This window comes from Pseudomonas sp. AC070 (assembly GCF_979258635.1).
Map to the genome: position 1 here is coordinate 4666543 of NZ_OZ409871.1, position 11973 is coordinate 4678515.

Here is an 11973-nt window from a genome sequence, read left to right on the forward strand (position 1 = left end):
TCTCCTGGTCATTCATCCGGTGTCGCCCGGCGTCGATGCAAAGATTAAAGAGCACTATCAAAACGAGCCAATTCATTAACCAAAGGCTATCGATAGGAAAATACTTTCGGAGCGAGCCGTTATAGAACCAATTTTTCGAGGCACAAAAAAACCGGGCTAGGCCCGGTTTTTTCTTACAACCTACGACTTACTCAGCGTCTACAGCTGCGCCGCCGACCGGACGGTCAACCAGCTCAACATAAGCCATTGGAGCATTGTCGCCAGCGCGGAAACCGCACTTGAGGATACGCAGGTAACCGCCCTGACGGGTGGCGTAGCGCTTGCCCAGATCGTTGAACAGCTTACCAACGATGGCTTTCGAACGAGTACGGTCGAAGGCCAAACGGCGGTTTGCCAAACTATCTTCTTTAGCCAGGGTAATCAGCGGCTCGGCTACCCGACGCAGTTCCTTGGCCTTAGGCAGGGTCGTTTTGATCAGCTCGTGCTCAAACAGCGACACCGCCATGTTTTGAAACATGGCCTTGCGGTGAGCGCTAGTGCGGCTCAGGTGACGACCACTCTTACGATGACGCATGGTTCTATTCCTTACCAAACTTACGTTCGGTGATTACGACGATCAGGCAGTCGCCTTGTCGTCCTTCTTAAGACTTGCCGGTGGCCAGTTGTCCAGGCGCATACCGAGAGAAAGACCACGAGAGGCCAGCACGTCCTTGATTTCAGTCAGGGACTTTTTGCCCAAGTTCGGAGTTTTCAACAACTCTACTTCGGTGCGCTGAATCAGGTCGCCGATGTAGTAGATGTTCTCCGCCTTGAGGCAGTTGGCCGAACGAACGGTCAATTCCAGGTCATCAACCGGACGCAGCAGGATCGGATCGATCTCGTCTTCCTGCTCGATTACCACTGGCTCACTGTCACCTTTGAGGTCGACGAACGCAGCCAACTGCTGTTGCAGAATGGTTGCAGCGCGGCGGATAGCCTCTTCAGGATCCAAAGTACCGTTGGTCTCCAGGTCAATAACCAGCTTGTCAAGGTTAGTACGCTGCTCAACACGGGCGTTTTCAACTACGTACGCAACGCGGCGTACGGGGCTGAAAGAGGAGTCCAACTGCAAGCGACCGATGCTGCGGCTTTCGTCTTCGTCACTCTGACGCGAATCAGCTGGCTCATAGCCGCGACCACGAGCCACAGTGAGCTTCATGTTCAGTGCGCCGTTAGAAGCCAAGTTGGCAATAACGTGATCACCGTTGACGATCTCGACATCATGATCCAGCTGAATATCGGCAGCGGTAACAACGCCCGAGCCCTTCTTCGCCAGTGTCAGAGTCACTTCGTCACGACCGTGCAACTTAATAGCCAGACCTTTCAGGTTGAGCAGGATTTCAATTACGTCTTCCTGTACACCTTCGATGGCGCTGTACTCGTGGAGCACACCGTCAATCTCGGCCTCGACTACTGCACAGCCAGGCATTGAGGACAACAAAATACGACGCAGCGCGTTGCCCAAAGTGTGGCCAAAACCACGCTCGAGAGGCTCGAGAGTAATTTTAGCGCGGGTCGGACTGACCACCTGCACATCAATATGGCGGGGGGTCAGGAACTCATTTACCGAAATCTGCATGGATGCACCTATTTTCTAGCCCTTACTTGGAGTAGAGCTCGACAATCAGGCTTTCGTTGATGTCAGCCGAGAGATCACTGCGAGCTGGAACGCTTTTGAAAACGCCCGATTTCTTCTCAGTGTCAACATCGACCCACTCAACGCGGCCACGCTGGGCACACAGCTCAAGAGCTTGAACAATGCGCAGCTGATTCTTCGATTTCTCGCGAACTGCAACCACGTCACCAGCACGAACCTGGTAGGACGGGATGTTTACAGTCTTACCGTTGATGCTGATCGCTTTATGCGAAACCAGCTGACGGGATTCGGCACGGGTAGCGCCAAAGCCCATACGGTATACAACGTTATCCAGACGACATTCGAGCAGCTGCAGCAGGTTCTCACCAGTAGCGCCTTTCTTGCCGGCAGCTTCTTTGTAGTAACCGCTGAATTGACGCTCGAGCACGCCATAGATACGACGGACCTTCTGCTTTTCACGCAGTTGGGTGCCGTAGTCGGATTGGCGACCGCGGCGCTGACCGTGGATACCAGGGGCAGCTTCAATGTTGCACTTCGATTCCAGGGCGCGAACGCCGCTTTTCAGGAACAGGTCAGTGCCTTCACGACGCGCCAGTTTGCATTTCGGACCAATGTAACGAGCCATTATCTATCGTCTCCTGATTACACGCGGCGCTTCTTCGGCGGACGGCACCCGTTATGCGGGATTGGCGTCACGTCGGTGATGCTGGCGATCTTGTAACCGCAGCCGTTCAAAGCACGGACAGCGGACTCACGACCTGGACCTGGGCCCTTGACGTTAACGTCGAGGTTTTTCAGGCCATATTCCAGCGCAGCTTGACCAGCACGTTCAGCAGCTACTTGAGCAGCGAACGGGGTGGACTTGCGTGAACCGCGGAAACCCGAACCACCAGAGGTAGCCCAGGATAGGGCGTTACCTTGACGATCGGTAATGGTCACAATGGTGTTGTTGAAAGACGCATGGATGTGGGCGATGCCATCAACCACTGTCTTTTTGACTTTTTTACGAGGACGAGCAGCAGGTTTTGCCATGACTAGATTCCTGTCGATTCGCGGGCGCGATTACTTGCGGATCGGCTTACGCGGACCCTTACGGGTACGTGCGTTGGTCTTGGTACGCTGGCCACGGACCGGAAGGCCGCGACGGTGACGCAGGCCGCGGTAGCAACCCAGGTCCATCAAGCGCTTGATTTTCATGTTGACTTCACGGCGCAGGTCACCCTCGGTGTTTACCTTCGCCACTTCGCCACGCAGAAGCTCAATCTGCTCATCGCTCAGATCTTTGATCTTTGCCGCCGGGTTAACCCCGGTGGTTGCGCAAATTTTCTGCGCAGTTGTGCGACCAACACCGAAGATGTAGGTCAGCGAGATAACAGTATGCTTGTTATCTGGAATGTTGACGCCTGCAATACGGGCCATTCAATGAAACTCCAATTGACAGCTACCTACGCCCCGGAAGCCAAGAAAAGGGCGCAAGATATTAACGCTGTAATAACAAATAAGCAACCCGACAGCGCACTAGCTGCCGGGCTTATAGCTTTTGATCACACTCAGCCTTGGCGCTGCTTGTGACGCGGTTCTGCACTGCAGATAACTCGCACGACACCTTCACGGCGAATAATCTTGCAGTTGCGGCACAGCTTTTTCACCGATGCACGAACTTTCATCACCAACTCCTCGAACCTTATGGACACATTAACGGAGCATGCCGTTGCCGTAGCCCTTCAGGTTGGCTTTCTTCATCAGGGATTCGTACTGGTGCGAAACGAGGTGCGATTGTACTTGGGACATAAAGTCCATCACAACCACTACCACAATCAGCAACGAGGTCCCGCCAAGGTAGAACGGCACATTTGCGGCAACCACCAGGAACTGGGGCAACAAGCAAACAGCCATCATGTACAAAGCACCGAACATGGTTAAGCGAGTCAACACGCCATCGATATAGCGAGCCGATTGCTCACCTGGACGGATGCCAGGAATAAAGGCACCAGACTTCTTCAGGTTTTCCGCTACGTCTTTCGGGTTGAACATCAACGCTGTATAGAAGAAGCAGAAAAAAACAATCCCTGCACTAAACAGCAAGATATTCAGCGGCTGACCAGGAGCGATAGCCTGCGACACATCCTGAAGCCAGCCCAAACCAGCGGACTGGCCGAACCAGGCACCCAGCGAAGCCGGGAACAACAGAAGGCTACTGGCGAAAATAGCCGGAATAACACCAGCCATGTTCACCTTCAACGGCAAGTGGCTTGTCTGCGCAGCAAAGACCTTGCGGCCCTGTTGACGCTTGGCGTAGTGCACAGCGATACGACGCTGGCCACGCTCAATGAACACCACGAAACCGATGATCGCTACCGCGAGCAGGCCGATTGCAACCAGGGCGAAGATATTGATATCACCCTGACGCGCAGACTCGAAAGACTGCCCAATTGCACGCGGCAAACCAGCGACAATACCTGAGAAGATCAACATCGAGATGCCGTTACCGACACCGCGCTCAGTGATCTGCTCACCCAGCCACATCATGAACATGGCACCAGCAACAAATGTGCTGACTGCCACGAAGTGAAAGCCGAAATCGCCCGAGAACGCTACACCCTGACCGGCCAGGCCAACGGACATGCCGGTTGCCTGTACAAATGCCAGCACCAGGGTGCCGTAGCGGGTGTACTGGCTGATCTTGCGACGGCCAGATTCACCTTCCTTCTTCAACTGCTCCAGTTGCGGGCTGACAGCGGTCATGAGCTGCATGATGATCGACGCCGAAATGTACGGCATGATCCCCAATGCAAAAATACTCATGCGCTCCAGCGCGCCACCGGAAAACATGTTGAACAAGCTAAGAATGGTCCCCTCGTTCTGCCGAAACAGATCCGCCAACCGGTCCGGGTTGATGCCAGGAACTGGGATGTGAGCACCTACTCGATAGACGATGATCGCCATAAGGAGAAAGCGCAGACGAGCCCAGAGCTCGGATAACCCGCCATTGCTGAGCGCTGAGAGAGCACCTTGCTTAGCCATTTATTCCTCGAATTTGCCGCCAGCTGCTTCGATAGCCGCGCGCGCACCTTTGGTGGCCGCGATACCTTTGAGGGTCACCGCACGAGTAATCTCACCGGACAGCATTACTTTCACGCGCTGTACGTTTTGATTAATCAGGTTGGCATCCTTCAGGGACTGCAGAGTCACAACATCGCCTTCCACTTTATTCAGCTCGGAGGTGCGAACTTCTGCACGATCCATAGCTTTCAGGGAGACGAAGCCGAACTTCGGCAGACGACGATGCAGCGGCTGTTGACCGCCTTCAAAACCCGGAGCGATGGTGCCACCGGAGCGGGAGGTCTGACCTTTGTGGCCGCGGCCACCAGTCTTGCCCAAACCGCTACCGATACCACGGCCCGGACGGTGCTTCTCGCGACGGGAACCCGGCGCAGGACTCAGATCGTTCAGGTACATGTGTTAACCCTCAACTCGCAGCATGTAGTAAGCCTTGTTGATCATCCCGCGGTTAGCCGGAGTATCCAGGACTTCTACAGTGTGACCGATGCGGCGCAGACCCAGACCCTTAACGCACAGAATGTGGTTAGGGATGCGGCCGGCGGTGCTCTTGATCAGCGTTACTTTTACGGTAGCCATGATCAGCGGATCTCCTCAACGCTCTTGCCGCGCTTGGCAGCAATAGAACCTGGGGATTGCATAGCTTTCAAACCTTTGAAAGTGGCGTGAACCACGTTTACCGGGTTAGTCGAGCCGTAGCACTTGGCCAACACGTTCTGCACGCCAGCAACTTCGAGGACAGCACGCATAGCGCCGCCAGCGATGATACCGGTACCTTCAGAAGCAGGCTGCATGTACACCTTGGAGGCGCCATGAGCAGACTTCATTGCGTACTGCAGAGTGGTGCCGTTCAGGTCCACTTGAATCATGTTGCGACGAGCAGCTTCCATAGCTTTCTGGATAGCGGCTGGCACTTCGCGGGATTTACCGCGACCGAAACCAACACGGCCCTTGCCATCACCTACCACCGTCAACGCGGTGAAAGTGAAGATACGGCCGCCTTTTACGGTTTTAGCTACACGATTAACCTGAACCAGTTTCTCGATGTAGCCTTCGTCGTTGCCGTTGTCGCGGCTGTCGCGTCTTTGATCGTTATTTGCCATAACTTAGAACTCCAGCCCGCCTTCACGAGCAGCATCAGCCAGCGCCTTGACGCGGCCGTGGTACTTGAAGCCAGAACGGTCGAATGCCACCTGAGTGACGCCAGCGGCTTTCGCGCGCTCAGCAACCAGTTGGCCAACTTTCGTGGCCGCGTCGATGTTGCCAGTGGCACCAGTACGCAGATCCTTGTCCAAAGTCGAAGCGCTTGCCAGGACTTTGCTGCCGTCGGCCGAGATGACCTGGGCGTAAATGTGCTGCGAAGAGCGGTACACGCAGAGACGCACGGCTTCTAGCTCGTGCATTTTCAGGCGTGCTTTGCGAGCGCGACGCAGTCGAGTAACTTTTTTGTCGGTCATTTGCTATGCCCTACTTCTTCTTCGCTTCTTTACGGCGGACGACTTCGTCTGCGTAACGCACACCTTTACCTTTGTAAGGTTCTGGCGGACGGAAGTCACGGATCTCAGCGGCCACTTGACCTACCAGCTGCTTGTCGATGCCCTTGATCAGGATATCGGTTTGGCTAGGAGTTTCTGCGGTTACGCCTTGTGGCAGTTCGTAATCCACCGGGTGCGAGAAGCCAAGTGCCAGGGAAAGGATTTCGCCTTTTGCCTGAGCCTTGTAACCAACACCAACCAGCTGCAGCTTGCGCTCGAAGCCTTGGCTGACGCCGATTACCATGTTGTTCACCAACGCACGGGTGGTACCGGCCATTGCACGAGTTTGTTGGTCGCCATTGCGAGCAGCAAAACGCAGCTCACCAGCTTCCTCAACAATTTCAACGGACGAATGAACGTTCAGTTCGAGAGCGCCTTTGGCACCCTTCACCGAGAGCTGTTGGCCGGCGAGTTTGATCTCGACACCAGCTGGCAGCTTAACGGGGTTTTTAGCAACGCGAGACATGCTTATCCCCCCTTAGAACACGGTGCAGAGCACTTCGCCACCGACACCGGCAGCGCGCGCAGCACGATCCGTCATCACACCTTTGTTGGTGGAGACGATGGAAACGCCGAGACCGCCGCGAACTTTTGGCAGGTCATCAACGGATTTGTACTGGCGCAGGCCTGGACGGCTGACGCGCTTAACTTCTTCGATGACCGGACGGCCTTCGAAGTATTTCAGCTCGATGGACAGCTGCGGTTTAACATCGCTGCTGATCTGAAAACCCGCGATGTAACCTTCGTCCTTCAGGACTTTGGCTACAGCCACCTTCAACGTGGAAGACGGCATGCTTACGACGGACTTTTCAGCCATCTGGGCATTACGGATACGAGTTAGCATGTCCGCTAACGGGTCCTGCATACTCATGGGCTAGGTGCTCCTGAAACAAAAGAATTAGCCATACGGCTACTGCATATCGCTAGAAAATATGCCGGGCATATAAAAGCCAGGCTCAGGCGAGCCGAGCATTCTAGAGACTGATTAAAAATGAATCAAGCCCCAAAAGGGGCTTGATTCATTTTTGCTCACTGCCAGGGCTGAACCGTTAAAGATTCAGCCCTTGGCATGTCGAGACTTTGGCTTACCAGCTGGCTTTCACCAGACCTGGTACATCACCGCGCATTGCAGCTTCGCGCAGCTTGTTACGGCCGAGGCCGAACTTGCGGTACACGCCGTGCGGACGACCGGTGATGCGGCAACGGTTACGCAGGCGCGAAGCGCTGGCGTCACGTGGTTGCTTTTGCAGGGCGATCTGCGCTTCCCAACGGGCTTCCGGACTGGTGTTCGGATTAACGATGGTAGCTTTCAGCTCAGCGCGCTTTTTGGCGTACTTGGCGACCGTTTGCTGACGCTTCAGCTCACGGTTTTTCATGCTTGTCTTGGCCATTTTCCTACTCCGATCAGTTGCGGAACGGGAAGTTGAAAGCGCGCAGCAAAGCGCGACCTTCATCATCCGTACGAGCAGTGGTGGTCAGGGTGATGTCCAGACCGCGCAGAGCATCGATCTTGTCGTAATCGATTTCCGGGAAAATGATCTGCTCTTTAACGCCCATGCTGTAGTTGCCACGACCGTCGAAGGACTTGGCATTCAGGCCGCGGAAGTCACGCACGCGCGGCAGGGAGATCGAAAGCAGACGATCCAGGAATTCGTACATACGATCGCGACGCAGAGTAACTTTAACGCCGATCGGCCAACCTTCACGGACTTTAAAGCCAGCGATGGATTTCCGAGCGTAAGTCACAACGACTTTCTGACCGGTGATTTTTTCCAAATCCGCTACCGCGTGCTCGATGATTTTCTTATCACCGATCGCTTCGCCGAGACCCATGTTCAGGGTGATTTTGGTAACGCGCGGAACTTCCATCACGTTCGAGAGCTTAAGTTCTTCCTTAAGCTTCGGAGCGATTTCTTTCCGATAAATCTCTTTTAGTCGTGCCATGGTCTTCTACCTAGCAGTGTTCAAGCATCAACCGCTTTTTGGGTCGACTTGAAGACACGAATTTTTTTGCCTTCTTCTACTTTGAAACCGACGCGATCAGCCTTGCTGGTTTCAGAGTTGAAAATGGCGACGTTGGAAGCGTGCAGAGGCGCTTCTTTCTCGACGATACCGCCTTGAACGCCCGACATCGGGTTCGGCTTGGTATGGCGCTTCACCAGGTTGATCCCACCAACGACCAAACGGTCGTCAGCGAGAACCTTGAGCACCTTGCCACGCTTACCTTTGTCTTTGCCGGCGATCACGATGATCTCGTCGTCACGACGAATCTTTTGCATGTCGGATCTCCTTACAGCACTTCAGGGGCGAGCGAGACGATCTTCATGAACTTCTCAGAGCGAAGTTCACGGGTCACGGGCCCAAAGATACGGGTGCCGATCGGCTCTTGCTTGTTGTTCAGCAGAACAGCAGCGTTGCCATCAAAGCGGATGATCGAGCCATCAGGGCGACGAACGCCGTGACGAGTGCGGACTACGACAGCAGTCATCACTTGGCCCTTTTTCACTTTACCGCGCGGAATTGCTTCCTTGACGGTAACTTTGATGATGTCGCCGATGCCGGCATAACGACGATGCGAACCGCCCAACACCTTGATGCACATAACACGACGAGCGCCGCTGTTATCAGCTACATCGAGCATGGATTGAGTCTGAATCATATAATTTCTCCGACCCCTAGTCCTTAGACTTCCACTGCGCGTTCAACGACTTCAACCAGTGCCCAATTTTTGGTCTTGGCCATCGGACGAGTTTCACGAATCGTGACTTTGTCGCCGATGTGGCACTGGTTGGTTTCGTCGTGGGCGTGCAATTTGGTCGAACGCTTCACGTATTTACCGTAGATCGGGTGCTTTACGCGACGCTCGATCAGTACGGTGATGGTCTTGTCCATCTTGTCGCTGACGACACGGCCAGTCAGCGTACGGACAGTTTTTTCAGCTTCAGCCATGATTACTTACCTGCCTGCTGGTTAAGCACAGTCTTCACGCGAGCGATGTCGCGCTTAACTTGCGAGAGCAGGTGAGACTGCCCCAACTGGCCAGTTGCTTTCTGCATACGCAGATTGAACTGGTCGCGCAGCAAGCCGAGCAGTTGCTCGTTCAGCTGCTGTGCTGATTTTTCACGAAGTTCATTCGCTTTCATCACATCACCGTCCGTTTAACAAAGGAGGTGGCGAGCGGCAGCTTTGCAGCAGCCAGGGCGAAAGCCTCACGCGCCAGCTCTTCGGAAACGCCTTCGATCTCGTACAGGACTTTGCCTGGCTGGATCTGGGCTACCCAATACTCAACGCTACCCTTCCCTTTACCCATCCGCACTTCCAGAGGCTTCTTGGTAACAGGCTTATCCGGGAACACGCGAATCCAGATTTTCCCGCCACGTTTAACGTGACGAGTCAGAGCACGACGAGCGGACTCAATCTGACGGGCGGTGAGACGACCGCGGGCAACAGACTTCAGCGCGAACTCGCCGAAGCTGACTTTGCTACCGCGCTGCGCCAGACCACGGTTGTGGCCTGTCATCTGCTTGCGGAACTTCGTACGCTTTGGTTGCAACATTTGGCGTACCCCTTACTTAGCAGCTTTTTTACGAGGCGCTGGTGCTTGTGGTTTCAGTTCTTCTTGGCGACCACCAATTACTTCGCCTTTGAAGATCCAAACCTTCACACCGATCACACCGTAAGTGGTGTGCGCTTCGTACGTGGCATAGTCGATATCGGCACGCAGGGTGTGCAATGGCACACGACCTTCGCGATACCACTCGGTACGGGCAATTTCTGCGCCGCCCAAACGACCGCTCACTTGGATTTTGATGCCTTTGGCACCAATACGCATGGCGTTCTGTACAGCGCGCTTCATAGCGCGACGGAACATCACACGACGCTCCAACTGCTGAGCTACGCTCTGCGCAACCAGCATACCGTCGAGTTCCGGCTTGCGGATCTCTTCGATATTGATGTGCACAGGCACACCCATTTGCTTGGTCAGGTCCTGACGCAGCTTCTCAACATCTTCACCTTTCTTCCCGATAACGATACCTGGACGAGCGGTGTGGATGGTGATGCGTGCAGTCTGAGCCGGACGATGGATGTCGATACGGCTTACGGACGCGCTTTTTAGTTTGTCTTGGAGGTATTCACGCACCTTCAGATCTGCGAACAAATAGTCCGCATAAGTCCGACCGTCGGCGTACCAGACGGAGGTGTGCTCCTTGACGATTCCCAGGCGAATGCCAATGGGATGTACTTTCTGACCCATCTCTTCGACTCCGTTACTTGTCAGCAACCTTGACAGTGATATGGCAAGACCGCTTGACGATGCGATCAGCGCGGCCTTTGGCACGCGGCATGATGCGCTTCAGCGAACGCCCTTCGTTAACGAAAACGGTGGAGACCTTAAGGTCATCAACGTCTGCGCCTTCGTTGTGCTCGGCGTTGGCCACAGCCGACTCCAGCACTTTCTTCATGATTTCCGCGGCTTTCTTACTGCTAAAAGCCAGCAGGTTGAGCGCTTCGCCCACCTTCTTCCCGCGGATTTGGTCGGCGACCAAGCGGGCTTTCTGGGCGGAGATTCGAGCGCCCGACAACTTAGCGGCTACTTCCATTTCCTTACCCCTTAACGCTTGGCTTTCTTGTCAGCCACGTGCCCGCGATATGTACGGGTACCGGCGAACTCGCCCAGTTTGTGACCGACCATGTCTTCGTTCACGAGAACTGGAACATGTTGACGACCGTTATGCACAGCGATGGTCAGACCGACCATTTGTGGCAGGATCATCGAACGGCGCGACCAGGTTTTCACCGGCTTGCGATCGTTCTTTTCCACCGCCACTTCGACCTTCTTCAGTAGGTGAAGATCAATAAAAGGACCTTTTTTCAGAGAACGTGGCACTGTCGTATCCCTCTATTTACTTGCGACGACGGACGATCATGTTATCGGTGCGTTTGTTACCACGAGTCTTCGCGCCCTTAGTCGGGAAGCCCCATGGAGACACCGGATGACGACCACCAGAGGTACGACCTTCACCACCACCATGTGGGTGGTCAACCGGGTTCATGGCAACACCACGAACGGTTGGGCGAACGCCACGCCAGCGCTTGGCACCAGCTTTACCCAGCGAACGCAGGCTGTGCTCGGAGTTCGAGACTTCGCCCAGCGTCGCACGGCATTCAGCCAGTACTTTACGCATTTCACCGGAACGCAGACGCAGGGTCACGTAAGCACCTTCACGAGCGATCAACTGAGCCGAAGCACCAGCGGAACGAGCGATCTGAGCACCTTTACCCGGCTTCAGCTCTACACCGTGCACAGTGCTACCAACTGGAATGTTACGCAGTTGGAGAGCGTTGCCCGGCTTGATTGGTGCCAGAGCACCTGCAATCAGCTGGTCGCCAGCACTCACGCCTTTAGGGGCAATGATGTAGCGGCGCTCGCCGTCTGCATACATCAGCAGAGCGATGTGTGCGGTACGGTTCGGGTCATATTCAATACGCTCGACAGTGGCTGGAATGCCATCTTTGTCGTTGCGACGGAAATCGACCAGACGGTAATGCTGCTTATGACCACCACCGATATGACGGGTAGTAATACGGCCATTGTTGTTACGACCACCAGTCTTCGACTTCTTCTCGAGCAGCGGTGCGTAAGGAGCGCCTTTGTGCAGCTCCTGGTTGACCACCTTGACCACAAAACGGCGGCCAGCGGAAGTCGGTTTGCATTTAACGATTGCCATGATGCACCCCTTC

24 protein-coding genes are annotated in these 11973 nt (G+C 54.7%); all 24 read right to left on the minus strand.

Annotation, left to right across the window (positions count from 1 at the left end):
- Positions 1 to 187: 187 nt before the first annotated feature.
- Positions 188 to 574: a 50S ribosomal protein L17 gene (gene rplQ / locus ACZZ0Q_RS20925; RefSeq protein WP_108096517.1), complete on the minus strand. Its 387-nt coding sequence runs from the start codon at positions 572 to 574 to the stop codon at positions 188 to 190.
- A 42-nt stretch (positions 575 to 616) separates the two neighbouring features.
- A complete protein-coding gene (locus tag ACZZ0Q_RS20930; protein ID WP_108096518.1) occupies positions 617 to 1618 on the minus strand; it encodes a DNA-directed RNA polymerase subunit alpha in 1002 nt (333 codons plus the stop codon).
- 22 nt (positions 1619 to 1640) lie between these two features.
- Positions 1641 to 2261, minus strand: a complete 621-nt coding sequence (gene rpsD, locus ACZZ0Q_RS20935; protein WP_110618216.1) for a 30S ribosomal protein S4 — start codon at positions 2259 to 2261, stop codon at positions 1641 to 1643.
- 17 nt (positions 2262 to 2278) lie between these two features.
- Positions 2279 to 2668: a 30S ribosomal protein S11 gene (gene rpsK / locus ACZZ0Q_RS20940; protein WP_002555466.1), complete on the minus strand. Its 390-nt coding sequence runs from the start codon at positions 2666 to 2668 to the stop codon at positions 2279 to 2281.
- 30 nt (positions 2669 to 2698) lie between these two features.
- Positions 2699 to 3055 (minus strand): 30S ribosomal protein S13, encoded by a 357-nt coding sequence (rpsM, locus tag ACZZ0Q_RS20945; RefSeq protein WP_108096520.1) that lies wholly within the window; start codon positions 3053 to 3055, stop codon positions 2699 to 2701.
- Between the two features lie 131 nt (positions 3056 to 3186).
- The gene (gene rpmJ, locus ACZZ0Q_RS20950; RefSeq protein WP_002555468.1) at positions 3187 to 3303 is read right to left on the minus strand and encodes a 50S ribosomal protein L36; all 117 of its coding nucleotides are present in this window, start codon (positions 3301 to 3303) and stop codon (positions 3187 to 3189) included.
- A 28-nt stretch (positions 3304 to 3331) separates the two neighbouring features.
- On the minus strand, positions 3332 to 4660 hold the full coding sequence (gene secY, locus ACZZ0Q_RS20955) for a preprotein translocase subunit SecY (protein ID WP_463540917.1): 1329 nt from the start codon (positions 4658 to 4660) through the stop codon (positions 3332 to 3334).
- The gene (gene rplO / locus ACZZ0Q_RS20960; RefSeq protein WP_108096522.1) at positions 4661 to 5095 is read right to left on the minus strand and encodes a 50S ribosomal protein L15; all 435 of its coding nucleotides are present in this window, start codon (positions 5093 to 5095) and stop codon (positions 4661 to 4663) included.
- Positions 5096 to 5098: 3 nt separating this feature from the next.
- On the minus strand, positions 5099 to 5275 hold the full coding sequence (gene rpmD, locus ACZZ0Q_RS20965) for a 50S ribosomal protein L30 (protein WP_108096523.1): 177 nt from the start codon (positions 5273 to 5275) through the stop codon (positions 5099 to 5101).
- A gap of 2 nt (positions 5276 to 5277) precedes the next feature.
- Complete coding sequence (rpsE, locus tag ACZZ0Q_RS20970) at positions 5278 to 5799, minus strand: 30S ribosomal protein S5 (RefSeq protein ID WP_108096524.1); 522 nt, start codon at positions 5797 to 5799, stop codon at positions 5278 to 5280.
- A gap of 3 nt (positions 5800 to 5802) precedes the next feature.
- Complete coding sequence (gene rplR, locus ACZZ0Q_RS20975; protein ID WP_110618212.1) at positions 5803 to 6153, minus strand: 50S ribosomal protein L18; 351 nt, start codon at positions 6151 to 6153, stop codon at positions 5803 to 5805.
- A 10-nt stretch (positions 6154 to 6163) separates the two neighbouring features.
- Entirely contained in the window at positions 6164 to 6697 is a 534-nt protein-coding gene (gene rplF, locus ACZZ0Q_RS20980) for a 50S ribosomal protein L6 (protein WP_108096526.1), read from the minus strand.
- A gap of 12 nt (positions 6698 to 6709) precedes the next feature.
- Positions 6710 to 7102, minus strand: coding sequence for a 30S ribosomal protein S8 (gene rpsH, locus ACZZ0Q_RS20985; RefSeq protein ID WP_108096527.1), 393 nt, complete (start codon positions 7100 to 7102; stop codon positions 6710 to 6712).
- 214 nt (positions 7103 to 7316) lie between these two features.
- On the minus strand, positions 7317 to 7622 hold the full coding sequence (gene rpsN, locus ACZZ0Q_RS20990; RefSeq protein ID WP_122453853.1) for a 30S ribosomal protein S14: 306 nt from the start codon (positions 7620 to 7622) through the stop codon (positions 7317 to 7319).
- Positions 7623 to 7635: 13 nt separating this feature from the next.
- Positions 7636 to 8175: a 50S ribosomal protein L5 gene (gene rplE, locus ACZZ0Q_RS20995; RefSeq protein ID WP_271196081.1), complete on the minus strand. Its 540-nt coding sequence runs from the start codon at positions 8173 to 8175 to the stop codon at positions 7636 to 7638.
- Between the two features lie 20 nt (positions 8176 to 8195).
- Entirely contained in the window at positions 8196 to 8510 is a 315-nt protein-coding gene (gene rplX, locus ACZZ0Q_RS21000; RefSeq protein ID WP_056836274.1) for a 50S ribosomal protein L24, read from the minus strand.
- Between the two features lie 11 nt (positions 8511 to 8521).
- Positions 8522 to 8890 (minus strand): 50S ribosomal protein L14, encoded by a 369-nt coding sequence (gene rplN / locus ACZZ0Q_RS21005; protein WP_003289207.1) that lies wholly within the window; start codon positions 8888 to 8890, stop codon positions 8522 to 8524.
- Positions 8891 to 8913: 23 nt separating this feature from the next.
- Entirely contained in the window at positions 8914 to 9180 is a 267-nt protein-coding gene (gene rpsQ, locus ACZZ0Q_RS21010; protein ID WP_108096530.1) for a 30S ribosomal protein S17, read from the minus strand.
- Between the two features lie 2 nt (positions 9181 to 9182).
- Positions 9183 to 9374, minus strand: coding sequence for a 50S ribosomal protein L29 (rpmC, locus tag ACZZ0Q_RS21015; protein ID WP_002555481.1), 192 nt, complete (start codon positions 9372 to 9374; stop codon positions 9183 to 9185).
- Positions 9374 to 9787 carry a 50S ribosomal protein L16 gene (rplP, locus tag ACZZ0Q_RS21020; RefSeq protein WP_110618209.1) on the minus strand — a complete coding sequence of 138 codons (414 nt, stop codon included), beginning with the start codon at positions 9785 to 9787 and terminating at the stop codon, positions 9374 to 9376. The genes rpmC and rplP overlap by 1 nt, the downstream gene beginning before the upstream one ends.
- A 12-nt stretch (positions 9788 to 9799) precedes the next feature.
- Positions 9800 to 10486 carry a 30S ribosomal protein S3 gene (rpsC, locus tag ACZZ0Q_RS21025; protein WP_027982006.1) on the minus strand — a complete coding sequence of 229 codons (687 nt, stop codon included), beginning with the start codon at positions 10484 to 10486 and terminating at the stop codon, positions 9800 to 9802.
- A gap of 13 nt (positions 10487 to 10499) precedes the next feature.
- Positions 10500 to 10832, minus strand: coding sequence for a 50S ribosomal protein L22 (gene rplV / locus ACZZ0Q_RS21030; protein WP_003103908.1), 333 nt, complete (start codon positions 10830 to 10832; stop codon positions 10500 to 10502).
- Between the two features lie 11 nt (positions 10833 to 10843).
- Positions 10844 to 11119 carry a 30S ribosomal protein S19 gene (gene rpsS, locus ACZZ0Q_RS21035; protein ID WP_003255482.1) on the minus strand — a complete coding sequence of 92 codons (276 nt, stop codon included), beginning with the start codon at positions 11117 to 11119 and terminating at the stop codon, positions 10844 to 10846.
- A gap of 16 nt (positions 11120 to 11135) precedes the next feature.
- Positions 11136 to 11960, minus strand: a complete 825-nt coding sequence (gene rplB, locus ACZZ0Q_RS21040) for a 50S ribosomal protein L2 (RefSeq protein WP_463540916.1) — start codon at positions 11958 to 11960, stop codon at positions 11136 to 11138.
- Between the last annotated feature and the right edge of the window lie 13 nt (positions 11961 to 11973).

Excerpts from the sequence above, each read along its gene's own strand:
- rplQ (WP_108096517.1), bottom strand. The coding sequence starts at position 574 with ATGCGTCATCGTAAGAGTGGTCGTCACCTGAGCCGCACTAGCGCTCAC.
- ACZZ0Q_RS20930 (WP_108096518.1), bottom strand. The coding sequence starts at position 1,618 with ATGCAGATTTCGGTAAATGAGTTCCTGACCCCCCGCCATATTGATGTG.
- rpsD (WP_110618216.1), bottom strand. The coding sequence starts at position 2,261 with ATGGCTCGTTACATTGGTCCGAAATGCAAACTGGCGCGTCGTGAAGGC.
- rpsK (WP_002555466.1), bottom strand. The coding sequence starts at position 2,668 with ATGGCAAAACCTGCTGCTCGTCCTCGTAAAAAAGTCAAAAAGACAGTG.
- rpsM (WP_108096520.1), bottom strand. The coding sequence starts at position 3,055 with ATGGCCCGTATTGCAGGCGTCAACATTCCAGATAACAAGCATACTGTT.
- rpmJ (WP_002555468.1), bottom strand. The coding sequence starts at position 3,303 with ATGAAAGTTCGTGCATCGGTGAAAAAGCTGTGCCGCAACTGCAAGATT.
- secY (WP_463540917.1), bottom strand. The coding sequence starts at position 4,660 with ATGGCTAAGCAAGGTGCTCTCTCAGCGCTCAGCAATGGCGGGTTATCC.
- rplO (WP_108096522.1), bottom strand. The coding sequence starts at position 5,095 with ATGTACCTGAACGATCTGAGTCCTGCGCCGGGTTCCCGTCGCGAGAAG.
- rpmD (WP_108096523.1), bottom strand. The coding sequence starts at position 5,275 with ATGGCTACCGTAAAAGTAACGCTGATCAAGAGCACCGCCGGCCGCATC.
- rpsE (WP_108096524.1), bottom strand. The coding sequence starts at position 5,799 with ATGGCAAATAACGATCAAAGACGCGACAGCCGCGACAACGGCAACGAC.
- rplR (WP_110618212.1), bottom strand. The coding sequence starts at position 6,153 with ATGACCGACAAAAAAGTTACTCGACTGCGTCGCGCTCGCAAAGCACGC.
- rplF (WP_108096526.1), bottom strand. The coding sequence starts at position 6,697 with ATGTCTCGCGTTGCTAAAAACCCCGTTAAGCTGCCAGCTGGTGTCGAG.
- rpsH (WP_108096527.1), bottom strand. The coding sequence starts at position 7,102 with ATGAGTATGCAGGACCCGTTAGCGGACATGCTAACTCGTATCCGTAAT.
- rpsN (WP_122453853.1), bottom strand. The coding sequence starts at position 7,622 with ATGGCCAAGACAAGCATGAAAAACCGTGAGCTGAAGCGTCAGCAAACG.
- rplE (WP_271196081.1), bottom strand. The coding sequence starts at position 8,175 with ATGGCACGACTAAAAGAGATTTATCGGAAAGAAATCGCTCCGAAGCTT.
- rplX (WP_056836274.1), bottom strand. The coding sequence starts at position 8,510 with ATGCAAAAGATTCGTCGTGACGACGAGATCATCGTGATCGCCGGCAAA.
- rplN (WP_003289207.1), bottom strand. The coding sequence starts at position 8,890 with ATGATTCAGACTCAATCCATGCTCGATGTAGCTGATAACAGCGGCGCT.
- rpsQ (WP_108096530.1), bottom strand. The coding sequence starts at position 9,180 with ATGGCTGAAGCTGAAAAAACTGTCCGTACGCTGACTGGCCGTGTCGTC.
- rpmC (WP_002555481.1), bottom strand. The coding sequence starts at position 9,374 with ATGAAAGCGAATGAACTTCGTGAAAAATCAGCACAGCAGCTGAACGAG.
- rplP (WP_110618209.1), bottom strand. The coding sequence starts at position 9,787 with ATGTTGCAACCAAAGCGTACGAAGTTCCGCAAGCAGATGACAGGCCAC.
- rpsC (WP_027982006.1), bottom strand. The coding sequence starts at position 10,486 with ATGGGTCAGAAAGTACATCCCATTGGCATTCGCCTGGGAATCGTCAAG.
- rplV (WP_003103908.1), bottom strand. The coding sequence starts at position 10,832 with ATGGAAGTAGCCGCTAAGTTGTCGGGCGCTCGAATCTCCGCCCAGAAA.
- rplB (WP_463540916.1), bottom strand. The coding sequence starts at position 11,960 with ATGGCAATCGTTAAATGCAAACCGACTTCCGCTGGCCGCCGTTTTGTG.